The organism is Crateriforma conspicua (assembly GCF_007752935.1).
Taxonomy (GTDB): Bacteria; Planctomycetota; Planctomycetia; order Pirellulales; family Pirellulaceae; genus Crateriforma; species Crateriforma conspicua.
The window spans coordinates 6,930,900-6,957,312 of record NZ_CP036319.1 but is presented as its reverse complement, the minus strand read 5'-3'; the positions used below and the strand labels follow the sequence as shown (position 1 = coordinate 6,957,312).

The 26,413-nt window shown below is 55.1% G+C and carries 25 protein-coding genes and 1 tRNA gene; 10 read left to right on the top strand and 16 right to left on the bottom strand.

Annotated elements, in window-relative coordinates; translation table 11 throughout:
• The first annotated feature begins 5 nt into the window (after nt 1-5).
• Nucleotides 6-887, top strand: a complete 882-nt coding sequence (locus tag Mal65_RS25330) for a serine/threonine-protein kinase (RefSeq protein WP_145304185.1) — start codon at nt 6-8, stop codon at nt 885-887.
• Between the two features lie 105 nt (nt 888-992).
• Here the strand turns inward: Mal65_RS25330 and pnp are convergent, their stop codons facing one another.
• The 4 genes from pnp to Mal65_RS25310 form a co-directional block, all read right to left on the bottom strand.
• Nucleotides 993-3,257: a polyribonucleotide nucleotidyltransferase gene (gene pnp, locus Mal65_RS25325; RefSeq protein ID WP_145304183.1), complete on the bottom strand. Its 2,265-nt coding sequence runs from the start codon at nt 3,255-3,257 to the stop codon at nt 993-995.
• Between the two features lie 356 nt (nt 3,258-3,613).
• On the bottom strand, nt 3,614-3,883 hold the full coding sequence (gene rpsO / locus Mal65_RS25320) for a 30S ribosomal protein S15 (RefSeq protein ID WP_145304181.1): 270 nt from the start codon (nt 3,881-3,883) through the stop codon (nt 3,614-3,616).
• A gap of 120 nt (nt 3,884-4,003) precedes the next feature.
• Nucleotides 4,004-4,684, bottom strand: coding sequence for an adenylyl-sulfate kinase (gene cysC / locus Mal65_RS25315; protein ID WP_145304180.1), 681 nt, complete (start codon nt 4,682-4,684; stop codon nt 4,004-4,006).
• 123 nt (nt 4,685-4,807) lie between these two features.
• A complete protein-coding gene (locus Mal65_RS25310) occupies nt 4,808-5,965 on the bottom strand; it encodes an SMI1/KNR4 family protein (protein WP_145304178.1) in 1,158 nt (385 codons plus the stop codon).
• Between the two features lie 425 nt (nt 5,966-6,390).
• Here Mal65_RS25310 and Mal65_RS25305 point away from each other — a divergent pair, with 425 nt between their 5' ends.
• On the top strand, nt 6,391-8,013 hold the full coding sequence (locus Mal65_RS25305; protein ID WP_196784443.1) for a sulfatase family protein: 1,623 nt from the start codon (nt 6,391-6,393) through the stop codon (nt 8,011-8,013).
• Here Mal65_RS25305 and Mal65_RS25300 read toward each other — a convergent pair.
• Nucleotides 7,980-9,059, bottom strand: coding sequence for a carbon-nitrogen hydrolase family protein (locus Mal65_RS25300; RefSeq protein WP_165701528.1), 1,080 nt, complete (start codon nt 9,057-9,059; stop codon nt 7,980-7,982). The two genes, Mal65_RS25305 and Mal65_RS25300, sit on opposite strands and share 34 nt — an antisense overlap.
• Before the next feature lie 179 nt (nt 9,060-9,238).
• On the opposite strand from Mal65_RS25300, the gene Mal65_RS25295 reads away from it, so the two are divergent.
• Together Mal65_RS25295 and Mal65_RS25290 are read left to right on the top strand one after the other, a co-directional pair.
• Nucleotides 9,239-9,312: transfer RNA gene (locus Mal65_RS25295), tRNA-Arg, on the top strand.
• Nucleotides 9,313-9,483: 171 nt separating this feature from the next.
• Nucleotides 9,484-10,695 carry a tyrosine-type recombinase/integrase gene (locus tag Mal65_RS25290; RefSeq protein ID WP_165701527.1) on the top strand — a complete coding sequence of 404 codons (1,212 nt, stop codon included), beginning with the start codon at nt 9,484-9,486 and terminating at the stop codon, nt 10,693-10,695.
• 91 nt (nt 10,696-10,786) lie between these two features.
• Here the strand turns inward: Mal65_RS25290 and Mal65_RS25285 are convergent, their stop codons facing one another.
• From Mal65_RS25285 to Mal65_RS25265, 5 genes are all read right to left on the bottom strand, one after another.
• A complete protein-coding gene (locus Mal65_RS25285; protein ID WP_145304172.1) occupies nt 10,787-11,305 on the bottom strand; it encodes a helix-turn-helix transcriptional regulator in 519 nt (172 codons plus the stop codon).
• Nucleotides 11,306-11,503: 198 nt separating this feature from the next.
• Nucleotides 11,504-12,049 carry a hypothetical protein gene (locus tag Mal65_RS25280; RefSeq protein ID WP_145304171.1) on the bottom strand — a complete coding sequence of 182 codons (546 nt, stop codon included), beginning with the start codon at nt 12,047-12,049 and terminating at the stop codon, nt 11,504-11,506.
• A gap of 1,069 nt (nt 12,050-13,118) precedes the next feature.
• On the bottom strand, nt 13,119-13,397 hold the full coding sequence (locus Mal65_RS25275; protein ID WP_145304169.1) for a hypothetical protein: 279 nt from the start codon (nt 13,395-13,397) through the stop codon (nt 13,119-13,121).
• Entirely contained in the window at nt 13,394-14,005 is a 612-nt protein-coding gene (locus Mal65_RS25270; RefSeq protein ID WP_145304167.1) for a hypothetical protein, read from the bottom strand. Before Mal65_RS25270 ends, Mal65_RS25275 begins: the two co-directional genes overlap by 4 nt.
• Before the next feature lie 59 nt (nt 14,006-14,064).
• The gene (locus Mal65_RS25265) at nt 14,065-14,388 is read right to left on the bottom strand and encodes a hypothetical protein (RefSeq protein WP_145304165.1); all 324 of its coding nucleotides are present in this window, start codon (nt 14,386-14,388) and stop codon (nt 14,065-14,067) included.
• 641 nt (nt 14,389-15,029) lie between these two features.
• On the opposite strand from Mal65_RS25265, the gene Mal65_RS25260 reads away from it, so the two are divergent.
• A complete protein-coding gene (locus tag Mal65_RS25260; RefSeq protein ID WP_145304163.1) occupies nt 15,030-15,299 on the top strand; it encodes a hypothetical protein in 270 nt (89 codons plus the stop codon).
• 42 nt (nt 15,300-15,341) lie between these two features.
• On the opposite strand, the gene Mal65_RS25255 is transcribed toward Mal65_RS25260, so the two are convergent.
• From Mal65_RS25255 to Mal65_RS25235, 4 genes are all read right to left on the bottom strand, one after another.
• On the bottom strand, nt 15,342-15,860 hold the full coding sequence (locus Mal65_RS25255) for a DUF6876 family protein (RefSeq protein ID WP_196784442.1): 519 nt from the start codon (nt 15,858-15,860) through the stop codon (nt 15,342-15,344).
• A gap of 217 nt (nt 15,861-16,077) precedes the next feature.
• Nucleotides 16,078-17,249 (bottom strand): IS3 family transposase gene (locus Mal65_RS25250; RefSeq protein ID WP_145295673.1). Its coding sequence is split into 2 segments (ribosomal slippage): nt 16,078-17,000 and nt 17,000-17,249, totalling 1,173 coding nucleotides; the frame shifts between segments, so codons are not numbered across the junction.
• A 46-nt stretch (nt 17,250-17,295) separates the two neighbouring features.
• Nucleotides 17,296-18,066: a hypothetical protein gene (locus Mal65_RS25240; RefSeq protein WP_165701526.1), complete on the bottom strand. Its 771-nt coding sequence runs from the start codon at nt 18,064-18,066 to the stop codon at nt 17,296-17,298.
• Between the two features lie 4 nt (nt 18,067-18,070).
• Nucleotides 18,071-18,868, bottom strand: a complete 798-nt coding sequence (locus Mal65_RS25235) for a hypothetical protein (RefSeq protein ID WP_145304159.1) — start codon at nt 18,866-18,868, stop codon at nt 18,071-18,073.
• A 307-nt stretch (nt 18,869-19,175) separates the two neighbouring features.
• Between Mal65_RS25235 and Mal65_RS26745 the strand changes: the two genes are divergently transcribed.
• The gene (locus tag Mal65_RS26745) at nt 19,176-19,355 is read left to right on the top strand and encodes a hypothetical protein (protein WP_165701525.1); all 180 of its coding nucleotides are present in this window, start codon (nt 19,176-19,178) and stop codon (nt 19,353-19,355) included.
• A 199-nt stretch (nt 19,356-19,554) separates the two neighbouring features.
• Here the strand turns inward: Mal65_RS26745 and Mal65_RS25230 are convergent, their stop codons facing one another.
• Both Mal65_RS25230 and Mal65_RS25225 read right to left on the bottom strand, forming a co-directional pair.
• A complete protein-coding gene (locus Mal65_RS25230; RefSeq protein ID WP_145304157.1) occupies nt 19,555-19,770 on the bottom strand; it encodes a hypothetical protein in 216 nt (71 codons plus the stop codon).
• An 18-nt stretch (nt 19,771-19,788) separates the two neighbouring features.
• On the bottom strand, nt 19,789-20,472 hold the full coding sequence (locus tag Mal65_RS25225; RefSeq protein ID WP_145304156.1) for a hypothetical protein: 684 nt from the start codon (nt 20,470-20,472) through the stop codon (nt 19,789-19,791).
• A 203-nt stretch (nt 20,473-20,675) separates the two neighbouring features.
• Here Mal65_RS25225 and Mal65_RS25220 point away from each other — a divergent pair, with 203 nt between their 5' ends.
• The 4 genes from Mal65_RS25220 (at nt 20,676) to Mal65_RS25205 (ending at nt 26,236) form a co-directional block, all read left to right on the top strand.
• Complete coding sequence (locus Mal65_RS25220) at nt 20,676-21,710, top strand: tyrosine-type recombinase/integrase (protein ID WP_145304154.1); 1,035 nt, start codon at nt 20,676-20,678, stop codon at nt 21,708-21,710.
• An 86-nt stretch (nt 21,711-21,796) separates the two neighbouring features.
• Nucleotides 21,797-23,875, top strand: a complete 2,079-nt coding sequence (locus Mal65_RS25215; RefSeq protein WP_145304152.1) for an AAA family ATPase — start codon at nt 21,797-21,799, stop codon at nt 23,873-23,875.
• An 85-nt stretch (nt 23,876-23,960) separates the two neighbouring features.
• Nucleotides 23,961-25,298, top strand: coding sequence for a hypothetical protein (locus Mal65_RS25210; protein ID WP_145304150.1), 1,338 nt, complete (start codon nt 23,961-23,963; stop codon nt 25,296-25,298).
• Between the two features lie 50 nt (nt 25,299-25,348).
• Nucleotides 25,349-26,236, top strand: a complete 888-nt coding sequence (locus tag Mal65_RS25205) for a restriction endonuclease (RefSeq protein ID WP_231131247.1) — start codon at nt 25,349-25,351, stop codon at nt 26,234-26,236.
• The last annotated feature ends 177 nt before the right edge of the window (nt 26,237-26,413 follow it).

Sequence of the window (26,413 nt, the reverse complement as noted above, 5' to 3'; positions counted from 1 at the left end):
TGCCTGTGACCGCCCGTTTACGACTGTTTCCCGGCTCGATACACCCCGATTCGATTCGATCGGGGACGCGGCTGGACCGTTACCGGTTGCAAAGCCGATTGGGCGAAGGTGGTTTTGCGACCGTCTATTCGGCCTACGACCAGCTAGAACGCTGTCACGTTGCGATCAAGATTCCCGACGCACGCTATGTCAGCAATACTCAGTCGATGGACGACCTGCGTCGTGAAGTCGACATCATGGCATCGCTGGAGCATCCTGGGGTTTTGCCCCTGCACGACGCACGTGTCATCGACGGCTTGTTCGTGATGGTGTTCCCGCTGGGCATCGAAACCCTGGCGGATCGAATGATGCGGCGGATGTCGCGTGCCACCGCAATGGTGATGATTTATCAGATGGTCGATGCGGTCGCTTACGCCCACAGCCATGAGGTGTTGCACCGCGATCTGAAGCCGGAAAATTTCATTCTGTTTGACGACAATGAAATTCGTCTAACGGATTTCGGCTTGGCCCGTATCGAACACGGCTGTTACGACGATTCGGCATCGGGAACGTTGGGCTACATCGCGCCGGAACAGGCGATGGGTCGGCCGGCCTATCACAGTGACGTGTTTTCGCTGGGGCTGATCATCTATCGCATGCTTGCCGGTGAATTGCCCGAGTACCCGTTTCAACCACCGTTGCCGGGGTTCAACAAGCTTCGGCGCGGCGTTTCACGCGACTTTGTGGCTCTGGTTCGCAAGGCGATTGATCCGGTGCCGTCGAAGCGTTTTCGCACTGCCGTGGCGATGCATCGTGCCCTAAAAAAAATCGCCCATCCGCTGAGCGGAAAGGGCGATCGAGAACGTTTCAGGACGTCGGCCAAACGTCAATTGAATCGGGCGGCCTAGCCGAAAAACCAGAGGCCGCCGGTAAACCAGTCCGCCGATCTGCCGGTTTTCGATGTTGACCGGATGATGCGGCGGTCGCCGAGCAGTGGCAACAACCTGTGGCCGCTACGAACGACGGTTGCGACGGCCACCGCCGCCGCCACTACCACCACTGCTGCCGCGGCGTCGACGCGGGCGATCGTCATCGCGATCGCCTCGGTCACGGTCGCCACGATCGCGATCCCCGCCGCCTTCGCTTTCAAAGGCACCGGCCAATTCGTCTTCCTCGCCCAGTTCTTCCAGGGCGCGACGACGGCTCAGCTTGACGCGGTCGTGTTCGTCGACATCGATGACCAAGACCTTCATCGGGTCACCGACGCCGATGACGCTGTCGATATTGCTGACGAATCCGCTGGACATTTCACTGATGTGAACCAGTCCATCGCGGCCGGGCAGGATTTCGACAAACGCGCCGAATTCCTTGATGCTGCTGACCGTTCCGTCGTAGATCTTGCCGATTTGAACGGTGGCGGTGCAGGCTTCGACCTGACGCATCGCGTCTTCGGCACTTTGCTTGTCGCTGCTGGCCACCAACACGGTACCGTCGTCGTCGACTTCGATCACGCTGCCGGTCGTTTCTTGGATCGTGCGGATGTTCTTTCCGCCGGGGCCGATCAGGGCACCGATCTTGTCGGGGGAAATCTTGGTACGCAGCAAACGCGGCGCGGTGGCGGCGATTTCACGACGCGGACGCGGGATCGTCGTCAGCATCTTCTTCAAGATCTCGATGCGAGCCAGACGTGATTGCTTCAGCGTCGCACGAATGATTTCTTCGCTGATACCGGTGATCTTCAGGTCCAACTGGATACCGGTGATACCGTTTTGCGTTCCAGCGATCTTGAAGTCCATGTCACCGAAGTGGTCTTCGGTGCCCAAGATGTCGGTCAACAAGACCCAGCTGTCTTTGTTGTCCTTGTCCTGGACCAAGCCGACGCTGATGCCGGCGACCGGGTTGCTGATCGGAACACCCGAAGCCATCAAGCCCAGCGTCGCACCGCAAACGGTGGCCATACTGCTGGACCCATTGGACTCGGTGATATCGCTGATCACTCGAATCGTGTAGGGGAAATCGTCGGCGCCGGGCAACACCGGTGCAACGCTTCGTTCGGCCAACGCACCGTGACCGATCTCGCGACGTCCTGGTCCACGAATCGGGCGACATTCACCAACCGAGAAGGACGGGAAGTTGTAGTCCAGCATGAACTTCTTGCTGTACTCATCCTGCAAGCCGTCGACACGCTGTTCGTCGCGGGCGGTTCCCAGTGCGATCGTGATCAATGCCTGGGTTTCGCCACGTTGGAACAAAGCCGAACCGTGGACTCGCGGCAACAGGTCGGTTTCGCAGTAGATCGGACGCAGGCTTTCGCGGTCACGTCCGTCGGGTCGGGTGCCGGCGATGATCAGATCGCGGACGACCTTTTCTTCCAAGTCATGCCAGACGGACTTGAAGCGATTGACGTCGATCGCGCCTTCTGCGCTGGGATCGGGGATCACTTCGCCCATCGCACGATCACGCAGTGCGCGAACGGCTTCGGCACGTTCCAGCTTGCCGGACGTTTGTTGGGCAGCCTTGAATTCGTCGTAATAGGCGTCCGTCAGACGTTGCAACAGGCCGTCGTCTTCCGGTTCGACATATTCGATCTTTTGCGGATTGACCTTTTCATACAGCTCTTCCTGCAACTCGATCACTTCGCGGATCGCCTTGTGGGCGAACTGGATCGCTTCGACCATCTGGTCTTCGGGCATTTCGTTGGCGAAGCCTTCGATCATGGCGACCATTTCGCGGTCACCACTGACGATCATGTCCAGCTCGCTTTCGACCAGGTCGTCGTGCGTCGGGAATGCGATCAGTTCGCCGTCGACTTTGCCGACGCGGACGCTGGCGACCGGACCCTTGAAGGGCAGGGGGCTGATGTGCAGGGCGGCACCGGCACCGTTCATGGCCAACACATCGCCGTCGTTTTGAAGATCGCTGGCGATAACAAAGGCTTGCACCTGGACTTCGTCCTTGTAGCCGTTGGGCCATAGCGGACGAATCGGGCGGTCCATCAGCCGAGCGCTCAGCGTTTCCTTGGTGCTCGGCCGACCTTCGCGTTTCAAGAATCCGCCGGGGAATTTACCGGCCGCGGCCAATCGCTCGCGGTAGTCACACATCAGCGGGAAAAAATCAATTCCCGGTCGTGGCGGGCCACTGGCGGCGGCGACCAGCACCGTCGTGTCGCCGTATTGCACCAGCACGCTGCCGGCGGCTTGCTTGGCCAACTGGCCGGTTTCGAACGACAACACTTGACGTCCGATCTTTCGCTCCACGCGAACTTTATTCACAGTCACTTCTACTTCTCTCTAATACAAACAGACAACAGATTCCGGTTCCACCCAGACCGGACAGCCGCATTCGCGACGGGTTGCCGAATGTCAAGACAGCGGCACCCCAGCCCGAAAAGCGACGGGGGGGCGGCAATTCGATCAGCCAGAGACTGCAAGAAGGTCGTGCCGAAAGCTGCCCAAGATCAGGCGGGGCATTCCGAGCCGACGGTCAAGCCGGGCGCGAGCCTATCACATCGCCGCGTCAGAAAGCCGGCGCCCGAACGAAAGATGATGGAAAACAGGTGGAAGCCGGGCCGCCCGACTCGGGCGAACTGAAAAGCGGCTGTTGCCATCGTCGCTCGGGTCGCGGCCCTTTTGGGCTATTTACGAATGCCCAGTTTTCCAATGATATCCAGATAACGCTGGGGATCGCCGCCACGGACGTAATCCAACAGGCGACGGCGACGGCTGACCAGTCCCAGCAAACCACGACGCGACGCGTAATCCTTGCGGTGCGTTCGCATGTGTTCGGTCAGGCCGTTGATCCGCTCGGTCAAAATGGCGATTTGGACTTCCGGGCTTCCGGTGTCACCGTTTTCGTGGCCGTGTTCGCCGATCAGTTCTTGTTTACGTTCTTTCGAAATGGTCATTCGACTGAATGTCTCGTCCTAATACACTGCTTTATTCAAAGATTCGCCGCGTAGTGTAGCGTCAGGGCTTGGCGACGCAACGTCAAAAACCGGCAATTGTCCGTGATCCGTTTCCGCCGATCAACCCGCCGATTCGGTGGTCGCGGTCCGGCGTCCAGGCCCGGCCAAAAAATCGAAGATCTCTTGGGCCTGTTCGGTGGGCGTCCGGTCATCGCCACCACGCAGGTGAATTTCCGGGTCCGCGGGCGATTCGTAGGGGTCGCTGATGCCGGTGAAGTTCTTGATTTCGCCGGCACGTGCTTTTTTGTACAGACCTTTGGGGTCCCGCTTTTCACAGACCTCCAGCGGTGTGTCGACGAACACTTCCAAAAAATCGCCCTTCTCGCCCGCCGCTTCGACGATCTTTCGCGCCCGGTCGCGGTCGCGACGGTAAGGGCTGACAAAAGCCGTCAAAGTGATCAGCCCGGCCGACGCCATCAGGGCGGCCACTGATCCGATCCGGCGGATGTTCTCCTCGCGATCGATTTCGCCAAACCCCAGCCCGAAACGCTCTGCAAACGCATCGCCGTGTTCGCCGGCCAACATCGCCGGCGGTGCACACAGGCCGTGACGAATGTTGTCTCCGTCCAGCAGCATCGTCGCGCGGCCGGCCGACGTCAGCAGCCGGTCCAGTTCGTTGGCGATCGTGCTCTTGCCGCATCCGCTCAGTCCGGTCAGCCACACGACACAGCCTCGCTGGCCCAGCAGTTTTTCGCGGTCCTCGCGGCTGACCGTGCCTTGGTGCCAAACGATGTCGGTCATCTCGATTCTTCTTGCGCTAATAAAACGTTGAAATTCATGGTCGCCGTCGACCAGGCCCCACCGCGACGTTTCGGCGTCCAGTGTTGCCTTGCAGCGGGGCCCGCCATCTGGCGACCGGTTGTGTCAGCCCAGTCCCTGGTACCGCTGGCGAAAACAGTCAGCGTGGATTTGGCACAGCCGCGCACGGCCATCACCAAAGCGACCCGCCATCGCGGCAAGCCGATTCAGGACGTCACCATAAACCGACAACGGCTGGATGCCCAAATCCCAGCCCGATCGAATCAGACAATTCACCGCTTCGGTTCCGTTTCCACCCTTCGCGGACGCTTCGGCGGCCTCCAGCCAAAAATCGTGGGCGGATTGTTGCCAGCGTGACGGGTCGGTCTGCACCAACATCGACACATAGCGCTGCTGGATCGACGAGATTTCCGCCAATTCATCGACACGCGTGTGCTGCTGACGCAACCAAGCCACTGACAGCTTGGCGGCTTGATTCTCCGCATCGCCCAATTCTACGCCCGGAGGTCGCATTCGAACCGCTTGATCGGTGAACGCCGAACAGCAGGCGGCTTTGGCGAAACAGTTGGCCGCCGAAGCCGGTTGTCCCAGAGAATCGTGTGACATGGCCAGCCATTCCCAGGCCCACGCCAGATCGGGATCCGTTTGGGCAGCCGCCGAAGCATGCTTGCCGATCAATGGCCAATCATCACGATGGTTCTGAATCATTTCGCATCGCACCGCCACCTCTGCGATGCCATGCCGGATCATCCCGTCAGCCAAGCCCAAGGATGCCGTCGCTTTCTCATCGCCGGAAAGAGATGTCTGTGCAAGAGCGAACTGCATCAACTCTCGTGCCCCAGGATGCGCGGCGTCGGCTGCCCACTGGATCCACGGATGATCGCCGCTCAAGCAGGCACCGGCCCGAGGATCATCAGGCTCAATCGCGTGACGTCGGCCCGGTCCCGGCAACAACGGGCACCAAACATCGAATAGGACCGCTTCGCCCAAGCGGTTGCCCCAAGGGATCCAGTCGCCGCCGCCGTGATACCAGTGGACGAATCGATCGACGGTGCCCGCGGCACTGACGCGGCCGCAGATCCAATCACCACGACCGTTGCCGATCAACGGCAGAAAATCGGGCGGCATTAGACCGGGCCAAATCGTGTCGGCCGGATCGTCCATCAAGGATGCGGGATCAACGGCTTCGTGGAATTCGCCGCACCCGGTGTGCCGCCACAACGCTTGGTCGATCCAGTCGATCAGGTCGCTGGAAAGCGTCAAGCCGAAGTGCCGGGCAAATCCAGACGCATCGCACGCCGCCCGACGCGAATCGTTGGAGCCGCCAAAGGGTAACGAGTCAGCCAAAATGCGCGGGCGTCAGCAAAAGAAACCGAAAAGATGAAAAGCATCGAAGCGCAGGCGATCGCGCCGGCACCGCCGTCATATTACCGTCCCGGTCGCTCGGCGGCCTAGACCAGCCGGCGCAAGTCGGTATTTCACACCACGCGATGTCGCCAACGGCATTCCCCACCGCTTTGCCTGGTCACGTGGCGGATTTGGCGGCCTCGTTTCAGGGCGGCTAGACTGGACCGATCCGTTTCCCCACCTGCCCATCGGCATCGCCAGAGCGACACGCGTTTTGATCGTCGCGGCCCGTCCCGCCTGAAACTCTCCTTCCCTCCCTCGCGGCACTCCCAGGTTCCGTCATGTCTCTTTCAAATGCTCCGCTTGCAATCCACGGTTCCCTCCGCCGACGGATCTGCATCGCAGTGAACTGGCACGCGACCATCCCCTTGGCAGGTGCGATTCGCTTCGGCCTGAACGTCACACTGTTTGCCTTGGGCATGTTGGCGTGCACCGCGTTGCCCGTGGTCGCCGATGATCGCCCGAACATCGTTTTGCTGATGGGCGACGACCATGGTTGGGATGAAACCGGATACAACGGCCACCCGCATTTGAAGACGCCGGTGCTGGATCAGATGGCGGCCACCGGCCTGCGTTTGGATCGTTTTTACGCGGCTCATCCGACGTGCTCGCCGACTCGCGGCAGTGTGCTGACCGGACGTCATCCGAATCGTTACGGAACCTTCACCCCGAACTACTCCATCCGCCCGGAAGAAATCACGATCGCGGATGTGCTGAGCGATGCCGGCTATGTCTGCGGTCACTTCGGCAAGTGGCACGTCGGACCGGTGAAGGCCGACTCGCCAACCAGCCCCGGTGCGATGGGATTTGACACGTGGCTTTCGCACGACAACTTCTTCGAACTCGATCCCGTCCTGTCACGCGACGGTGGTCCGCCAAAAAAGATCGAAGGTGAAAGCTCGCAGATTCTGATCGATGCGGCCAAGCCTTTCTTGGCCAGTGCGAAGAAATCCGGCAAGCCTTCGTTGACGGTGATTTGGTTCGGATCACCACACGAACCATACAGTGGATTGCCAGAAGACTTGGCACTGTACGACAACTTGCCCGCGGAGTATGCCAAGAAGTCGTTTCGATTGACCAGCAATGAAACGGGTTCGCCAACGACACGGTCACTACGCGACGTCTTGCGCGAACGCTATGCAGAGATCACGGCGATGGACCGCGCGATTGGTGATCTTCGTGACTGGCTGACACAGAATGGTCTGCGCGACAATACACTGATCTGGTACTGCGGCGACAACGGAACGCCGGGCGATGGCATCATCACTTCGCCGCTTCGTGGTCAAAAAGGCAACCATTACGAGGGCGGCGTCCGCGTGCCGGGAATCATTGAGTGGCCCGCCAGGATCAAGACGCATGCAAGCACCGATTACAACTCGGTCACCAGCGATATTCTGCCGACGATCTGCGACATTGCGAATGTCGATGTCCCCGACCGTCCGCTTGATGGAATCAGCCTGATGCCGATCCTCGAAGGACGCTTGGGAACTCGCTCTCAGCCGATCGCGTTCTGGAGTTTTGACACGAAGAACGTGTACAAGGGCCAGCCGTATCTGACCCAGCAGCAACAGACCGGAACGACGCCTTTGGTCAAGTTGATGAAGGGCATTCCGACACGCAATTTCGTCAACTACTTCCATCCGGACACGACAGATGCGGACTACGGCGGCACGCGGGTTTGGTTGGCAAACCATTACAAGCTGATTGTCACCGGCCTTGGTGACGATCAAGCTCTGGAACTTTACAACCTTCGCAACGACCCAAGCGAAGCTGATAACTTGGCCGAACCGCGACGCAAGATAGCCGACGAGATGCTTGGCGAATTGACGCAGTGGCAAACGTCGGTGCTCAGTAGCCTTACGGGCAGCGATTACGATTCGTCGTCCGGCGAGATTCGAGACTGATTTTGCAGCCTGGTGTTTCGCATCAACATGTCGCGTGATGTCTCGATCGAAAACTCTTCAAGGACCGAATCAACGTCGATCGAATCGTCAAGGCTTTCGATTAACGCCCAGGCTTCATCGTGCTTGACCGTCATCTTCACCCCGCGACCGTACTTGGTCACCGCTCGTTCCAGTTTGGCGATCTCTTGCCAACCTTGAATGACCGCGGATTCCAAGTTCAGCGGGCCGCAGATGACTTCGCCAAACCGACCCGTGGAAAAGATGTCGTCGCCCATGGGGCCGATGATCTTGGATGACTGGATTCGCGTTGCCGACACGACGTGGTACTTGTAGGTCGCTGCCATCGCGTTAAGCATTTGCCCGCCGGCGAACGCGGACGGCCAAAAGACGATCTCCGCGCCCTTTTCAGCAAGTCGCTGCCAATTGGATTGCCAATTGATATCGAAGCAAATTTGCACGCCGATGCGACCAAAATCGCAATCGAATACCGGTGGGTCGACGGGGCCCGGCGTGATGCCGTTTTTCAGTTCGTCTTCGGTCGGATTGATCTTTCGATACTCGCCAACCAGTTGTCCCGCCCGATCGATGACGACGGCACTGTTGTAATAGCGTCCGGAATCGATCGTGTGGATCGGGCAAATCACATAGCACCGGTGATCTCGAGCAAACTTAGCGAAGGGGCGAGAAATCTTTCCGATGGGGACTTCCGCGGTATCGGGCAACGGTGGGCGACCGCTGCCGTGAATGTTGGCGACGTGAAAACACTCCGGCAAACAGATGATGTCGGGATTCGTGGGGACGACTTCCTTCATCCGCCGCAGCACTTTCGCGGACATCTCTTCCGGTGTTCGGGCCGATAACTTGTGCTGGCAAATACTGGCCACCCAAACGTTTCTGCGATCGACTTTCTTCTCGCTTTTCGTGTTCCCGTGGTCGGATCGCTGCGGCGACTCGGCCGATCCCGTGGCGGAAACCGCCAAGCCGGTGCTCAGTCCGACCGTCGCATGTCCAAGGAAATGACGACGATCCAGGGGGCGGTCAGGCATTGATCTGATCCGAAAGGAGGGGCACGAACCGCGCATTGCACAAGCCGAAACGAATTGCGAAAACTCGCCGGGCCAACGGACTTGGAGTTTACCCCAGATGCGGTACAATCGTTGCTTGCTCGGTGGGTACCGGTCATTGCCGGGGCCACGCCAGCCAAACAAATTGAACTTGAACAGCTGCACCCGTGGCACAACTGGATAGCGCATCGGTCTTCGGAACCGAGGGTTGGGGGTTCGAATCCCTCCGGGTGTACTTTTTGCAAGTCTTTACCTTCCAGTAACTTGCAACTTCTCACGCGTCACCGACTCGCTATAAGTCAGTGCAGCTGGCAGAGATTCTGTCAGAGATGAGCTTCCCAAGTTCATGCGAGCCACCCGGCCCACTTCGGTTGCATCCCATTTTCTCGGTGCCCGGAGACTCGCTATGCACTACCACACCCCAAAACCCTTTTTCCGAAAGAGCCGCAAACGCTGGTACGTCCAGATCGGCGGCAAACAGATCAACCTCGGCCCGGACAAGGAGGAGGCATTCCGTCGGTACTACCAGCTGATGGCCGATGCCGCTTCCGGCATTCCGGCCGCACCCAAGACAGACGACAACCATTTGGTTGCGTCTCTTTGTGAGTACTTCCTCGAATGGGTTCAGAGGAATCGATCGCCCGACACCTACGAGTGGTATCGATACCGGCTTCAACGCTTCGTCGATCATCACCCCGACCTGACCGCAGCGAAGCTTCGGCCATTTCACGTCGAACGCTGGGTCGATTCCTACGAGCTTTCGAAAACGAGCCGGCGAAATTACTACCGCAGCATCAAACGCTGCCTAAAGTGGGCCGTTCGCCAGGGCTACATCGAGAAGAATCCGCTCGAGCTCCTGGAAGTTCCGAGCGGAGAGTCCAGAGAAATCTATGTCCCGCCGGATGAATTCAAGCGAATGCTTGAATTCGTCACCAACGACGACTTTCGGGATCTTCTCGTCGCGACCTACACGACCGGATGCCGCCCCCAGGAATCACTTCGTGTTCAAACCAGGCACGTGCAACTCGAACATCGTCGCTGGGTCTTCCCGACCAGCGAGTCGAAGGGAAAACGAGAACCGCGAATCGTCTATATGTCCGACGAATCGCAAGCGATCGTGGAACGTCGCATCCGGCAATCCGCTCCGAACGCCCACATCTTTTGCAACGCAAAGGGAAAGCCATGGACGACCGAAGCAGTAAACTGTGCCTTTGACCGACTTCAGGAGCGGATGGGGCGAGCCGTTTTGAAAGACCTCAGTCTCGACGTAAGCGATGAAGAGGTGAGGGCGTTTATTCCCAAGCTGTCGCCGACAAAACGCGAAAAGGGAAAACTTCGAGAGAAACGCCCAGCTGAACTTCGGTACGAAGCCGTTGAGAAGCTTCGCGGGAAGCTCAGACGAAAACATGCACGACGCTACTCGCTCTACGCGTTCCGGCACGCCTTCGCCACAAACGGGCTGAGGAATGGACTAGACTCGATTTCAGTTTCGATTCTCCTCGGCCACAGAGACGTCTCGACTCTGGCCAGAACTTACCAGCATCTTGGACAGAACCCCGAGCACATGCAGGAGCAAGCGAGAAAGGCTGCCAACAACAAAAAGAAGAAAGGGAAGTAGGGGAGACACTTGGGAAAAAAAGAACCGACCGCGATGCAAGACGCTCGCGGTCGGTTCCAAGAGCGAGTCAAAGACCCACTTCGGTGCATCGCTACGCAACGTCGCGTCTAATGTGCTTGCCGTTGGGGCCTTGGGTCAATGGCTTCGGTACAGGCAAGCTGGGGCTACCCGGCCCATCGGGGTCATCATCATCGTCGGAGGGATAAAAGCCGTCTCCTCGCCGCCGCTTGTTGACGAACTCGATCAAGTCTGATTCAAGCACGCGAATGGATCCATCACCGATTCGGATGTGCGGTAATTCGCCGTCGCCAATGTGCTTGTAGGGCCCTTTCGAGCCAAGCTTCAGCTGCTCCGCGACTTCCCTGACCCTAAGCAAGGAACCGAGTTCGTCGAGTTTTCGACATTCAAGACGATCTGGTATTCGACCTCGCAGACGACGCTCACAGATGTAGCGAGCGAGATCAGATTCAAGCACCCTGAGTGAACCGTCGCCAATCTTGACGAATGGTAACTCACCGGACTTGATCAATTTATAGGGGCCTTTCGGTCCCATCAGTAAAACTTCCGCAACTTCACGGATTGTAAAAAACACATCGAGATTTGACTTCATTACGGACCTCGTATGAAGGTAGGCTCGGAGCGTGGTCACTTCGTATGGTTTGTCTGGGTCAAAGGTTTCTAATGTCTCGACCTAGGCGATCGTGGCCGCGCTCCACCACAATCGCCATGACTACCCAAACGGAGTAGCTCCCAAAGAATTCGGAAAAACAACTTCAAATGGTCTGGGGCGACGGCCCAGTCCCAAAAGTCATTCGATTTCCGAGCGCGGAGCAACGCGAAGAGAATTGATATTCACTTCCTGCCACGGAAGGAGCGCGTACTCAAAGGTTCCGACTGAATCGTGTCGGGACTGGAAGAGCGAAGATAAACGCGAGTCAGTATCGCAGACGATTTCTGCGAACACCCGACACAAGAATGACCCCACGGTCAGAAAGTCCTGCCGTAAGGAAGTCAACGTTCTCGAGATCGCATGAAAGATTTCGGTCTTCTGGCAATTTAGCGCGTCCAAGAGAAAGACGCCCATACTTGCCGCGATGAGCGCGTACGCCGTCCAGCTGTAAAGGCTTAGAGTCTCATCCGGAACCGCACCTTCCCGGCAAAAAGCTACAAGAAACAGGCTGTAGCCGGCAAGGGATAGCTGGCTCCACCCAAAGGCCCGCAACGAGGTCAGTGGCCCCATCCAAGTCCGTTGATGTCTAGCAACGAATGCCACCAGCATTGCAGTCAGAACAATTGGCAGCATGACCATCGCTACCCAGAGAAACCGCACTAAGTGCCAAGGCATCTTCAGCACATGAAACGTCCGCGACTCACCCGTTCGTGGTCCAGCACAAACGCAGCGGCGAAAGCGAAGAATCTCCGCTTCCCACTCTCGAAATGCTGTGTCTGTGTTCCAATCGATTTGCACTGTGCAACCATCAAGACTCGTCTGCACCGGATGACCACGAGGTGAGTCTACGGGCACCCACAAGCCAAATCAAGCTTTCGGCGAATACTTTGCACCAATGAGGAAAGATTGAACCGCCAAGAACGTCCAGCAGACGCACTTTCGAGACGATCAACGATCCCGCGTGCGATTCCGTGCATTCGCGTTTTTCAGCGACTTCCTCGCCAAACTCAGCCGCTAGAATCCGAGCGGCTTTCGCCAATCGAAAACCCCTAGCGGGTTATTGCCGCTCGTGGACTGACGAGCAGAAAAAACCATCAGTCCGGTAGGTCTCACCTCGACTTGCTGCCGAATTGTTCGATCGATTGTCCCTCGTTCCTTCTGTCTTGCACCGAGCCGCTAACGTTCGGTGGAGGGCAGCGTGCCGCCTTCCATCTTGGATAAACGCACGCCCAGAACAGGAGAAGAAATCGAATTAACAAACGAACAAGGAGGACACCATGTTGAAAGCAGACTTTCCACAAGTCGCCCGGGTCCCTCGGGCACACATCCCCTAGCGGGTTAGAAACGCTCCCGGTGTTGAGCACGAAAAAACGACACCAAAACCGAGACAATCAACGCCCATCTGGGTGTGCTCAACGTTTATCGAGCTGTTCCTCAGTCGAGGTGCAGCTTTGTGAACGAGAGTAAGGAGTAACGCATGCTGAGCTTCATAGCCTCACTGGTTTTTCTTTGGGTTGTCTTTTGGACGGTGAAACATGCCGTCGATTTCGTGATTGAACGCGAGAGAAAGAAAAGGGAGAAGCGTCGCAACATAGAGTACAGGATTGGTTTCAATGTCCTCGTCGTGATTCTTCTCCTACTTGCGATTCGTATATCACAATAGGTTTTAGGAGGGAAGTTTGTTCGAAGAATGAGCTTCCCTCCCTTTTTTTCTTGTCGAAGCGAGCCATGGGTTGTTTACTCTCATGGTCGTTTAATGGCTTTTCTGAAGCCTCTTGAGCTTCGCACGGATGTCTCGTTGCTTCTGCGTTAGCCGGCCATCAAGCGGTTCGGCCTCGGTAGCGGGTTCTCCCGCTCGACTCTCAAGACCCGCTGCTCGAATCTTCGCCACCCGTAGCCGCTCTTCAAGATCCAAGGCAAGCAGCTTTCTTTCCAACTGCGACAACATTCTCTGCTGATGATTTGGGTTTCGCTGGATCTCGCCCAACAACGTATCCCATTCACGCAGCTCGCCGTCCGTCAAACCGTTCATATCAACCCCACAAAATCATCGACTACCGACACATCGACAGCATCCGTGATGCTGTCCTCCCGTTCCAAAGCTGTCTGTAAAGCGACTCGTTTTTCATCACGTGCCGTGAGAACGTTGACCGAGAACGCATTCCCATCGATCAGGTCACGAAATCCAATAATCTTCTTCCGCTCCCCGAGTGCTTTCCGGCATTTACGCACGATGCGACCGACATCGGCACCGAGATCGACGAGAAGAAACACCAAGCCTGGCGACTCCCCATCATCGTGCAGGCAGTACGGCTCATTCGGCAAGCCTGTTGCGACGCATTCAGAAAACTCTGAACAGAATTCATTGGCCGTAAGGAATTGGCGTTTGCTCTTCGAGCAATGTCTCAGAACCGCGTAGCGAATCGGAAGTGCTTGTTCGCCGAGCGGACGAGATAGGGACGGGGCAACACCGATCGCTCGCGTGGCCCTAGCGGTTAGCCGATAGTAGCATCTGCGTGGTGGAGCCAGATCCGATGAGCAGACGTAGTCCGCCTCACGAAGCCTTCGCAATGTGCTTGTCACGGCATCGGCTCCCTTTCCAGCAAAAAACGTCTCGTGAAGCGTTTCAGCCGTCGTCATTCGATATCTCGCGATGTGCCTAAGGATCGCATGGTCCCTGTCTTGAAGTCGTATTCGCTTCACCATAGCTCGTATGCAACCTCGTTCTTCTCACAGTAGGAATGAAACTGCTGGACTCGTCGCTTGTCGTAGCTTCCTCCAAAGTCAATCACGAGGTCAGCTTCGCCCACGCCGTTTGTGAGTAGGGCGTCTGGAACCTTTTCGCCGCGGGTGTCTCGCCCGAGAATCTCTTCACCAACCCAACGCTCCCGCACGGTTGCATCCATTGCCGTGCGGCGAAGGTAAAGCTCCGCGACGTGCGTGTCGTGTGTGAGCTGGGTTCGGTGTTTGAACTTCCCGCCAAAGCCAGCGAAGGTGTTCGCAGCTTTCTTTGATGCGATCACGACCGCGGTCAGTTTCAGCGAACGCGTCCACCGGTTCCGCAGCCGATATGCGACGGCCCCGAAGTCTGGTCGTGGCTGTCCAGGCGACCAACAAGCTTCCGGCTTCTCCATCCGCAACAGCGGATGGATGTTTACCCGGTGACATTCAACGAGTCCCATCTTCTGCAGGGTGCGAACACGTTCCAGGGCGGAACGTCCCGGCTCTCGACATCCACCCCACCAGCCCCGTCCGATCTGCTCGGCCGTTGCAACGTGGACGCGATGCGTCAACGTTTTCAGAAGGTCTTCGTCCCGCTTTGTCAGTGCTGTCCTCATACCGGGATTCTAGGCAAGGAATTCCACGGGGCTGCTTTCGAGGGTGGGCACACATCGCGGAGCGACAGAGCGGCTCCCCGAATCGACGAAAACGCGGCAAAAACCGGGACAAGACTACATCAGGATGGCAGCACTGACGGCAGCCGATGACCGGAAGAAAAATGCCATGTTTTTTGTGCGGTAAGTGGTCACTTTGTCCGCCATGAATCCGGGTCTCGGCGAGCGTCCGCCGTGCAGGTGAGGGGAGGGAATCGGCGCGAGACCAAACTTGCAAATTGTGGTAAGCGGAACCTGTCCACTTTCTCGGTTTTCCCGCAGGTACCGCCATGACTCCGCGATTTGAGATGGGGTTTCTCGGCATCACGCCGGGTGCCCAGGAGGCGATTCCCATGGAGGAGGTTCAAGAAGCTCTGCACCGCCACGTCACGGGTGACTGGGGCGATGTTTGCAAAGAAGATGCCCAGCAAAATGAATGGGCTCTGAAGAACGACGCGAGGCTTCTTTCGAGCTACAAATCGAAAGACGGCGAAAAGTTCTGGATTATCACGGAAGCGGATCGATCTTCGACAACGATCCTGCTTCCGTCAGAGTACTAGGGTTAAAAAAGCAGCCCGGAGCGATTGCCCCGGGCTTCTCTCTCAGTACTCAGAGGGCAACATCAAGGTAGTGTGAACCGAGTTGCTCACTCCCCAGATATCAGCCCGATCAAGAGGGAAATCTGTGTAGTCGATAACTTGTCGAATGAATGTCGGCTCGCCGGCATCGGCACGAGCCGTAAGAACTCCGGTCTGGTCTCTGACATCCAATCGCCATATCTGCATGTCAGCTACACGGATGTCCTGCTCGATTGCCTTTCGCATTTCTGGCGAGCTGTAATAGCTTGCGATCGTGTTGACGAGCCAGAACGCACCAGCGTTTTCGGCCAAGTAGTGAATTCCGGGGGTGCAAATCACTTGCGGGTGAATCGAGCGATACCGAACTGAGTCTCCGGTGAACTGCCTCAAGTCGCTGTGTGTGATTGTTCTCTTTTCGTTCATGTTGCCTCCATTGAGTTGACGTTTTTCTGTAGTGACGTCAAGGCATGGAGAGGCGAGATTAGCATGGAGGAACGCAGGAAGTTCCCCTTCCGAGTAGTCCTTGCGAAGATCGGTGACCATGCTAGGAACGAAAACAGAAAAGCGGTGACTCAATTGGCAGGCAATCTTTATTTCGGTGGTTTTGGAAACATCACATCGAGGAGTCCTGGGACGACTTCGATTTCAAGCGGCGGCGGATAAGCCGGCGCCCGACGCCGTCTTCCCCCTCGTGGAATTGCCCACGAAAAGTTGACAGTGGAACGATCCTAACGGGAAGGGAAATTGTGAGTCCTGACGATCAGGATTCACTGACGAGTGAGAGTTTTTTGAAGGCTTGCTCAAACTCGATGGGACTCTGGTATTCCAACGATGAGTGCAAGCGAATTGGGTTATAAAATCCTTCGATGTATTCTGACACGCCGCGCGTCGCATGCTCGTGGGTGTCGTATATCTCTTGAACTTCTTCGGTTTTGTAACTCTTAAAGAAAGATTCCATTGGGGCGTTGTCGTAGCAGTTGCCACGACGGCTCATGCTTTGAACGAGCCGGTGGCAATTCAATCGACCTCGGAAATGTTCGCTCGCGTACTGGGAACCACGATCACTGTGGATGATCAATCCTGCTTTAGGGGTGCGGATCGCAAGGGCCTGATCCAGCGCCGCGACCACCAGATTTGAGTCGATGTGGTGACTGGTTCTCCAGCCAACGATCTTTCGTGAATGCAGGTCAACAAACGCGGCCAGGTAGGTGAATCCTTCTTTAGTGGGGATGTACGTGATGTCTGTCAGCCAGACTTGATTGAGCGTCTCAGTCGAAAAGTCCTGTTCAAGAAGATTGGGAGCAATCGGTGAATTGTGATTGGAGTCGGTGGTGGAGATTCTAAAGTTGGCACGGCGATTTGCTTGGATTCCTGCTTTTCGCATGCACTTGGCAACTGTGTTTCGGCAGCACTGGATGCCGCGTTTGACAAGCTCGCGATGCATTCTTGGGCTTCCATAGGCATCGTGATGCCTTTGCGAATGAACCGCTTTGATTGCGTCGATGACCTGTGATTGCTTTGCCTGTGTCGGCGTATCTTTACGGTTGGCGAACTTGTAGAAAGCCGCACGCGTCACTTCGAGAGCTCGGCAGAGCACCGCGATCGGCCATCGTTCGCGGTGCTCGTCGATAAACTGAATTCTCAGCTGTTTTCTTTGGCGAAGAACGCCGTCGCTTTTTTTAAAATGTCGCGTTCCATTTTGAGCTGTCGATTTTCTTCACGGAGTCGCTTCAGCTCGGATTCGACTGAACTGCTGCTGGTGATTTCACTTTCCAGCGAGCCGTCGGCTTCAAAGTTTTTCTTCCACTTGCGAATCAGATTCGCACCGACATCGAGGTCTTTGGCGACCGCTGGAAATGACAAACCGTGCTCCACGACTTTTCGGACTGCCGCGAGTTTGAACTCACGACTATAAATTCGACGCTTTTCCATAAATGGGTTCTCCTGTCAGATGAGTCTGACATGCGCCGCCCCACTGTCAACTTTTCGTGGGCAATTCCACTCGATCATTCTTGTGCCACTGTTCGAAGACCATCTTCGCCGCATCAGCTTCTTCGCGAGAGCGAGCCTTCGTGTTATTCCGTGAGATGTTCCGGTGCAAATGGTACAGCCGGTTTCGATCCTGCATCTGATCAAGCTCGAAACGAATGCGTTTTGCCTTGTGCTCAAATGCAGTGAGCACAGTAACGACAAACTGTCCTCGTTTGACGAGATCTCGGAATTCAGGGAGGGAGTCTTGTTTCCGCTCCTTTTTGCTCTTGATCGGTTGCGTTCTCTTGTGGACATCGCGACCCGCACGCTCGATCAAGCGAAACACGTCCCCGTTCGTGTTTTCGCGGGTATCAACCCGAATGAGGCCGAGCTTTGCGCCCTCGGTGTAGTAGTTGATCTTCGCTCCCGGCCGATACAGCTCTGGGAAGGAGGTTCGAAACACGCGAGCATCCATGAGTGGCCTGAATCGCTTGCCTCCGCAACAAAAGCAGGCGGATGCATACGCTTGCACCTTTGCCGTGCCGTTAATCGGCCCAGCGTCGACTTTCTCAACGCGAAGCACTTGGGCGGCTTTGTGCTGCAAAAAGAAGTAGGGATCGGAGCCGTTCAGATCGGCTGACGCGACAAGCCCTTTCTCTCTGAGCGCTGCAAGAATCTCGTTGCTCTCGTCCACAGACAAGCCAAACAGATTCGCAGCTATTTCTGGCGTCGTGAGTCGGTAGGTGTGGATGTGCCGGAGAAATTCGAGATCGATCATTGGCTTAAACAAGCAGGTATTCAGTTCCTTGCGGGTCGGGATAGAGACGCGTTTTCCGGTGAGGGTAGCGAGCTTTCATTCTCTTATAGGCTTCACCCGAGCAGTGTCGATGTAAATCTCGGAGGTGCTTCTCGTCGTACGCACCGGCGAATTCGATCACGGTTTCGGCTTGCTCTTTTTCGTCGACCAAGAAAAGGTCTGGATCCTTCATCCGAGCGATCTCACGACCCAGTTTCGGCAATGCTCCCTCACCGATGATTTGTTGAGCCTTATCGGGATTTGCGGCTCGAAGCTGCATGTACGTCTCTGCAACGTGGATGTCGTGCGTCCACTGGTCATCTTTTGGCGGATCCACAAGATGACTTCCCCACAGGTTGGCCGCCTGCTTTGTTGCAGTGAAAACAGTGAACGGAACCTCTGCCTCACTCCAACGGCTTTGGAAGTAGTCGGCCAGAGCCCGGAATTCATCGCCCGTAGGAGGTGGATCACCGGGCGTCCATTGGCCGGCAGCGGCACCGTCATGGAACACGTCAATAATTGGATGCGCGAAGACTTCACGCCGATCGACAAAACCAACGGAGCAAAGCGGCTTCATCAGGTCGATGACGTCTGATTCTTGGGAGCCAGGCCAAAACTCGGTGAGTTGTTTCGCGGTGAATACCCGAACCTTTAGCGTCAGGGCTTCAATGATCTCGATTTCTACAGGTGACCATTTCATGGTCGCAATTGTTGACAAATCAATGTCTGATCCAACGGCCAAAATACCGGGAGAGAAGACTTTGAACAGTTTCGCATCAAACATCACGGCAGTCCGTCGACTCGTCTATTCGCTATCGCGCACGCGAAGAGACGGGTCGATTCAAATGTCCGAAGCGGCCATCACATTCGACCCTTGGAAGAGTGTTCCGCCATTGCATTCACAAGCCGGCCAAGGCCCCGTCTGGTCATTGCAACGGCTTCACAAGAAGAAGGGCGGCTACGCCCAAGATTCTTTTCCTGCATTCCGAGTGCTGTTCTGTGCATTCGTGTTTTTGCTCCGTTTCGTTCGTGCTGTTGCCCCCGTTCACTGGTGAGGGGCATCCAGACACTTTCCAAAAGGAGCTTTAACGATGACAGAGAAACAGAACACACCGGAAGCAGCAGAGATCAGCAAAGAGGATTCTCAGACTAAAGCCGAATCAACCGGCGCGAACGACAAGGCGGAGCAAGAACGGCTCCAGAAGCTTTATCTTGAGCAGCAACGACGCCTTGCGTGCCCAGGGTGTGGTGAGTCACCGTTTCTCGGGTAGCAGGCCTCACTCAGCTGCATTGCTTCCACCCTACATCCATCGACCCCATTCGCTTCGCCAGGGGTGAGGGCCGATGGATGACAGGGGAGGAAGCAGACGAACGAAACTCAAACTCCGTTCGCCATGTCCAATTCGGTGCGGCTTCGCCGCTCGTTTCCTTGAGGGCCTCAGGAATCTGCTAAAGAAAGCAGACGTCGCGTCAAGCACCAAAGCGTCTTTCGCGTTCCATTTTTTTCAGTTCACGTTCGAGCAACTCGGCACCAGTCGACTCTCCATTTTGTCCCGGTTGCGTCTTTCTGCTCCTGCCTTCAACTTTCATCCCGATACCGAAACCGTGGATGTCGACCTCTCCGCTGATGATCAATTCGGCACGAACCTTGCCCTCTTCTCGTGAGTTTCCGAAGTTATTTGCCAAATGCTTTTCCAGGAACTTTCAAATCCGCTCAGACACAAGTCTCGGAAGAGACAATCGGTCCCTCTCGCTCAGAAAGCTCTCGTAAAGCAGCCTTGCTACCACACGTCCTTTCAAGATTTGCGCAACGCCGGGCTTTTCATCAAAGCGAAATCCGACTTCGCAGCCTCTTTTAAGCATATCAATGGCCGAAGCGTCGTCTTCCAAGGGGGTTAACGTGACCCTGTTATCAATTCTGGTCGAATGAGGATCATGCACGCTAATGCATGCTTCAGTGAAATGGTCGGAGACCCATTGTATAAACTCAGGAGTGACTTCTTCCCCAACTTCGGTATCGCCCTCAATCGATTTTTCGCTCGAAGCCTTCGAGCGGCTCTCGGATCTTTTATTAGTTTCTTCCTGCATCAGTTCCACTTTGGCCGCCTCGAAGAGGGCAACACCTTGACCGTTGTCGCTTGAGCCTTCACCACCGAAATAGTCGTTGACGGTGGTATTATCACGGATGATCTGCTCTACAAGCTTCCGACCTTCCTCACGTGTTTTGACAATCGGAGTATCAGCTCCGCCGATCAACTCATCAATTGCTTCTGATGCCGGTACCTCTGGATTCGCAAAAGAGTCAGATGCAGCTCCCGCTGGCTCTGCCGGTTTGAAGTCCAGATTTTGCTGCCTTTCGTTTCGCTTCTTCGGAATGTTCAGACGCATCGTTGTCTCCGTCGAGTAATTGTGATCGGGCACTGGCGACCCGGGCTGAATACGCCCATCAGCCAACTCCGCAATTTACGATCAACACCGTCGGAAAATCAAACGTTCCATTCTTTCTTAAGCTGTTCAATTCTTTCCAATCGTGGTAGTTCTTGGTTCGTATAACGCACTTTATACGTACAAAAAATTTTGGGACGGATCTCATGTCAAAACACGAGCTGATTGATGCAGGAACACTTCCACCAGTGTTCGGTGGAAACCAACCGCGAAGCGTCGCCGAACTTCGAACAGTCATCCAACAAGCGATGGATGCTTGGCTTTCCAAGACAGAATCCGAGCGAACGCGACAGGCTTACCGACAAGACGTCGAACAGTTTCTCGATTACCTGGGAATCAATCCCACGCACATCGAACACATGACGCGTGTTCTTCCAGAGGACGTCACCGCTTGGCGAGACCATCTTCTGAAACAAGGTGGTCGAGCCGATTTCGATGGGACACCTAGTCCAGGTGCAAACTCAACGGTCGCCCGAAAGATGACTTCGATTCGATCCTTCTTCTCGTTTCTTCAGAGCTACGGTTACCGCGGAGCCAATCCAGCTCATCCGCACTTTGTTGCAACTCCGAAGGTTCCAGACGAAGGACAGACGCCGGCAATTCCGCCCAAAATGATGTCCGCATTGCTTCGAGCTCCCGACATCGAGAAGCCCACTGGGATCCGAGATCGGGCGATTCTTTCCGTTTTTGCGTACATGGCCGTCCGGGTCGACGAATTGCACCAGATGAACGTGGGAAACATCACACAGGACGGTGAACACACCGTGATCAAAATTCGCGGGAAGGGAAATTCGATTCGAAAAGGAGTGATTCCGCCCGTTGCAGCTACCGCCGTCAATCAATGGATCGAAACGGCCGGAATTATCGAGGATCGTCGTGGTCCCCTATTTCGCCCGGGCAATAGCCCGCGAGGTGGTGGAGCCGATGGTTTTCGCCGTAGTCACATGACCATTCGGGCGATCCAGAAACTCGTGAAGAAGTACTGCCAGGAGGTCGGCATTGATCAGGCGGTAAGTGTCCACTCGCTTCGTGTGACTGCCGCTACGGAAGCCGACCGAGCAGGTGTTCCGCTCAATCAGATCCAGCAGTGGCTTGGACACCGTGATCCAAGGACCACGCTCCGGTATATTCGCACAGGGCAAGACTTGGATCGCAGTCCGGCTTACACGCTTCGGTATTAGCCAGCCATTAGGAGATCCAGAGTCCTTGACTCGAAGAGAGCACCGTAGTCTAAAACGAAGAAACAGCACACCGAGGGGCCGCCGACATGAAACTTAAAGCCGTACACGTAAAAGATTTTCGTTGCGTCCGTGATTCAGGACAATTTCAGATAGGGGATGTCACTTGTCTCGTAGGCAAGAACGAGTCTGGTAAGACAGCATTGCTCCAAGCTTTGTACCGATTGAATCCAGTTGAGGGCAATGAAGGCACATTCAGTGTGACTGACGACTATCCGCGATCGGAAGTTTCCGACTACGAGCAAGAGATCGAAGACGGAACGCGCGATCACGCGATTCCGATTGAAGCAACATTCGCGATTGACGACGAAACTGCATCTCAAATTGAGTCTGCTTTTGGCGTGGGCGTCTTACGAAATCGCGACTTTACTTTGTCGAAAGCCTATGAAGCAACCACACGGATAGTGGGCGTGCGAGTGGATGAGTCTGTAGCAACTCAGCATCTAATCGCAAGTGCTGGCTTAGACTCCGACGTCGTTTCGCTTGTATCTGAAGCGAATGACATTGATGGACTATCAAAGATTCTAAATGAAGATGCAAAACGAAGATCACAAGAAGTGAATGCTGCACAAAGCGCAGCCAATGCAATTCAAGATCCGACGGAAAAAGCGAAAGCCCAACAAAATGCTCGAGCACTTGGGGAGTCTCTGGCTGCCAAGTCGCTTCGCGAACTCACCGAGACAATCGCAGGTAACAATGGGCTCTCGCTCCATATATGGCGCGAATTCCTTGAGCCAAATCTTCCCCTATTTCTGTATTTCGACGAATACTACCAGATGACGGGTGAAGTGAATATTGAGCAGCTAAGACAACGTTCTGCTAACAATCAGCTTAGAGACTCAGACAAACCGCTTATTGGGCTGTTGGAAATGGCGCGGCTGAAACTCGAGACAATTCAGGATACTTCAAAGACCGAAGATTTGATCAACAAGCTAGAGGGTGCATCGAATCGTTTGACAAACCAAGTATTCAAGTATTGGTCGCAAAATCACCATCTTCGAGTGACCTTTGACGTACGGACCGCAAAGCCAGACGATCCTCCAGAGATGCAATCTGGAACAAATTTGTGGGGGCGTGTCCACGATTCGTTGCATTCTGTCACTACTCGACTAGCGTCAAGATCCAAAGGATTCGTTTGGTTCTTTTCGTTTCTCGCTTGGTTTTCTAAGCAAAAAAATCGGAAGCAGCCACTGATACTTTTGCTTGATGAACCTGGGCTATTTCTGCACGCCAAGGCTCAAGGTGACTTGCTCCGCTACATCGAGACGGAGCTAAAGCCGCACCATCAAGTCATGTACACAACGCACTCGCCCTTTATGGTTGACCCGCACAACTTCGAAAGAATCAGAATCGTCGAAGACCGCACAACGCTCGCTGACGGCCTGGTCAATATCGATGAGCAGGGCACCAAGGTTTTTACAGAAGTGCTGGAAGCAAATGAGGCGAGCTTGTTTCCGCTTCAAGGGGCGCTTGGGTACGACATTGCCCAGACGCTCTTTGTCGGTCCATATTCTTTGATAGTTGAAGGAGTATCTGATCTGATCTACCTGCAGGTGATATCATCTTTGCTCGCCCAAAATGGACGAACCGGACTCGACCCTCAGTGGACAATTACACCGGTCGGCGGATGCGATAAGGTTGCGACATTCTGTGCCCTGCTGGGATCTCAGGCTGGACTAACCGTTGCAACGTTGATCGATCGCTCGAACAAAGACGCTCAAAAGATTGACAATCTATACAAATCTCGGCTGCTATCGAAAAAGCACGTCCTCACGTACGCAGACTTTACCGGTGGTCAGGAGGCCGACGTTGAAGACATGTTTGAAATCGGAGTGTACTTGCAACTCGTCAACGGTGAGTTCTCTGACGTTCTCTCCAAGAAGATTACGCAAACAGCATTGAAGAGCAAAAAGCCAAGACTTACACAACGGCTTGAGGATTACTTCGATGCCAATCCTTTGGATAAAGGACAACGCTTTAACCACTATCGGCCAGCCCGGTACCTTTCGGAGAAATCAGCGACTCTCGCGAAGAAGATTCTTGCGAGCAATAAAACCGTAGACAGATTCGAGAAGGCGTTTCAACAACTGAACTCGCTCGTGTCTTAGCGCGAAGCTTGCCCATCAAGTATTGCTGCGTAGAATCGCTTCCGGGTGGCGGAGGATCGCGGCAAAACTCTGATGGATTGGCTTCATGTTTCACAAGGCTCGGCGTCGTCTTCGGCTTGAATCTCTCGAGACACGACAATTGCTTGCGGCCGAAGTCCTCTTCAACGAGGACTTTCAAGATGGCGCGGCTGAGTTGACCGGCATCGTTTCGAACGCTGAGTCAACCCAGCTGGTTTCCGGTGCAGACGGGAACCGGTACCTTGAGTCGCTCTTCACGAAGAACGAAACACAGACGCTTATCGGCGATCGCTTTGGTCAAGTCGATGCTGTTGAAATCTCATTCGACTTCCGTCTTCCTGATGGCTTTCCAATTGAAGACGTAGAACGGGGGTATGCGTCGACCAAACTGTCGCGTCTTCTCGCACCCGAAGGGGCTCCCCCACTCCATGCCATGCAAAATAGCCTGGACGTGTTTCACGACGGTAACGGGAACACGAGCTACGAAATCGTGTTCTACGCCGAGCAATCGGGAATCGCTGACTGGGTGAAAATCGACTTCACCCCCGAGAAATGGGTCAACGTTCGCTACCGGGCAGAGTTCAACACGCCCGGCCAAAGTGACGGGGGCTGGACAGCATGGGTCGATGGTGAGGAGGTCTTCGACCACCAAAACGTCGTGTGGGCATCGGATCCAGCTCATCGCCCCGAAAGCTTCTGGGTCGGCGGAAACATCTCGTTTGGCAGCGAAGAGCCAAGCCGCCCTTTCCGTCGGCAGATCGACAATATCCAAGTATCTGTCGATCGAGAACTACCAGTCGATGAAACCATACCTGATGGACTCGAGATCGATAACAGACCAGAAGGGCGAGTGCTCGTAGTTCAGGGAACGGATCAAGACGACCAAATACGCGTTAGCTCTGATCAGCATTCAGATGTTCGCGTTTCTCTCAACGCCGTCGATCAGTATTTTTCCGACATCGCGGCCGTCGAGATTAACTCTGGCCAAGGCGATGACCGGATCGACATTGATACGGATCTACTAACAACCGTTCTCGCTGGTGACGGAGACGACTCAATTGTCGCCCTTGGCGAATCTGTGGCGATCGATGCTGGTAATGGAAACGACTTCATTTGGTCTGTAGTTCAAAGCGGAGCAATTCTAGCAGGTGCCGGCAATGACCTCGTCATTGCTTACGGGGGAAGTCAGATCATCGTGGGCGGTACTGGGGCGGACACATTGGTCTCAATCGAGAAAGAAACGCCGCATCTGGTAAACGGAGGATCGATCAATGTTACACTTCCGGCTCTGCTGGCTCTCACGCCAGCAACCCCAGTCCTGGCGTCTCGCCCGGAATTGGTCGACGTCACCCTCCAAGTGACAGACGACCTCGAACGTGATCGACTCTTTGAGTTTCGCGTGTGATCATCACGTGTTATTCTCCTATCATGTCCATTCCTACATACCAAGACTGCATGCTTCCCCTACTTCAGGCAATCGCCGATGGGGACGAACACCGATTGCGGAGCCTCTACGATCAATTAGCGGATGTTTTCTCGCTCACCGAAGATGAACGTTCCCAGTTGTTGCCCAGCGGCCAACAACGACTGTTTCACAACCGCATCGGTTGGGCACGTACTTACCTGAAGAAAGCCGGACTCCTCGATTCGCCAAAAAGAGGCTTTGTGAAGATCACTGGGCGAGGATCTGAAATCCTCGATCAAGAGCCGGAACGAATAGACTCAGCTTTACTCAATCGGTTCGAAGAGTTCCGCGAATTTACTACCCAAACTCGTGAACAGGGCAAAACTGACTCCGAGTCACCGGATGTCCCACAAAAATCAACTCCGGAAGAGTCGATCGATTCGGCGTACGCAGAGATAATCACTCAACTCACGGGCGAACTCCTTGAAACTCTTCGCAATAGCGATCCATTTTTCTTTGAAAAGGTCGTAGTCAAACTACTCCGAGGGATGGGATATGGGGGTGTCCGAGGCCGTGGAGTTGTAACTCCGCGTAGTGGTGACGGCGGCATAGACGGCATCATCTACGAAGACAAGCTTGGTCTTGATACCGTTTGCATCCAGGCGAAACGCTGGGCGAACGTTGTGGGAAGAAAGACCGTGCAGGAATTTGTTGGAAGCATGGATTTACACCGGAGCAGAAAGGGGGTGATCATCACCACAAGCCACTTCAGTCCCGACGCTCAGGACTATGTTGATCGAATTGAAGGAAAAAAGGTGGTGCTGATCGACGGAGAAGAGCTGGCTCGGCTCATGATTGATCACCGCATCGGTGTTTCTGTCTCCCGATCGTACGATATCGTTGAATTGTCACAAGATTTTTTCGACGAAACAGACTAGCTCGGATCTCGATAGATCTTCACCTGCCCTCGCCTCAGACGAAGTGCTTCGACGGGAACTGGCTGATACCCCTGCGACTGTCGCTTCTTGTTTGCCGTTCGAAGCAAATTCAGAAGCTGTCGCCGCACTGGGGCGTACCTCGCGAAGGGTAGCTTTCCAAGCTCTTCCCCCAGATTC

Coding starts and splice junctions, on each gene's coding strand:
- rpsO (WP_145304181.1), bottom strand. CDS start 3,883: ATGACCATTTCGAAAGAACGTAAACAAGAACTGATCGGCGAACACGGC.
- cysC (WP_145304180.1), bottom strand. CDS start 4,684: ATGACCGACATCGTTTGGCACCAAGGCACGGTCAGCCGCGAGGACCGC.
- Mal65_RS25305 (WP_196784443.1), top strand. CDS start 6,391: ATGTCTCTTTCAAATGCTCCGCTTGCAATCCACGGTTCCCTCCGCCGA.
- Mal65_RS25300 (WP_165701528.1), bottom strand. CDS start 9,059: ATGCCTGACCGCCCCCTGGATCGTCGTCATTTCCTTGGACATGCGACG.
- Mal65_RS25290 (WP_165701527.1), top strand. CDS start 9,484: ATGCACTACCACACCCCAAAACCCTTTTTCCGAAAGAGCCGCAAACGC.
- Mal65_RS25285 (WP_145304172.1), bottom strand. CDS start 11,305: ATGAAGTCAAATCTCGATGTGTTTTTTACAATCCGTGAAGTTGCGGAA.
- Mal65_RS25275 (WP_145304169.1), bottom strand. CDS start 13,397: ATGAACGGTTTGACGGACGGCGAGCTGCGTGAATGGGATACGTTGTTG.
- Mal65_RS25270 (WP_145304167.1), bottom strand. CDS start 14,005: ATGACGACGGCTGAAACGCTTCACGAGACGTTTTTTGCTGGAAAGGGA.
- Mal65_RS25260 (WP_145304163.1), top strand. CDS start 15,030: ATGACTCCGCGATTTGAGATGGGGTTTCTCGGCATCACGCCGGGTGCC.
- Mal65_RS25255 (WP_196784442.1), bottom strand. CDS start 15,860: ATGGTCACCGATCTTCGCAAGGACTACTCGGAAGGGGAACTTCCTGCG.
- Mal65_RS25240 (WP_165701526.1), bottom strand. CDS start 18,066: ATGATCGATCTCGAATTTCTCCGGCACATCCACACCTACCGACTCACG.
- Mal65_RS25235 (WP_145304159.1), bottom strand. CDS start 18,868: ATGTTTGATGCGAAACTGTTCAAAGTCTTCTCTCCCGGTATTTTGGCC.
- Mal65_RS26745 (WP_165701525.1), top strand. CDS start 19,176: ATGACAGAGAAACAGAACACACCGGAAGCAGCAGAGATCAGCAAAGAG.
- Mal65_RS25225 (WP_145304156.1), bottom strand. CDS start 20,472: ATGCGTCTGAACATTCCGAAGAAGCGAAACGAAAGGCAGCAAAATCTG.
- Mal65_RS25220 (WP_145304154.1), top strand. CDS start 20,676: ATGTCAAAACACGAGCTGATTGATGCAGGAACACTTCCACCAGTGTTC.
- Mal65_RS25215 (WP_145304152.1), top strand. CDS start 21,797: ATGAAACTTAAAGCCGTACACGTAAAAGATTTTCGTTGCGTCCGTGAT.
- Mal65_RS25210 (WP_145304150.1), top strand. CDS start 23,961: ATGTTTCACAAGGCTCGGCGTCGTCTTCGGCTTGAATCTCTCGAGACA.
- Mal65_RS25205 (WP_231131247.1), top strand. CDS start 25,349: ATGCTTCCCCTACTTCAGGCAATCGCCGATGGGGACGAACACCGATTG.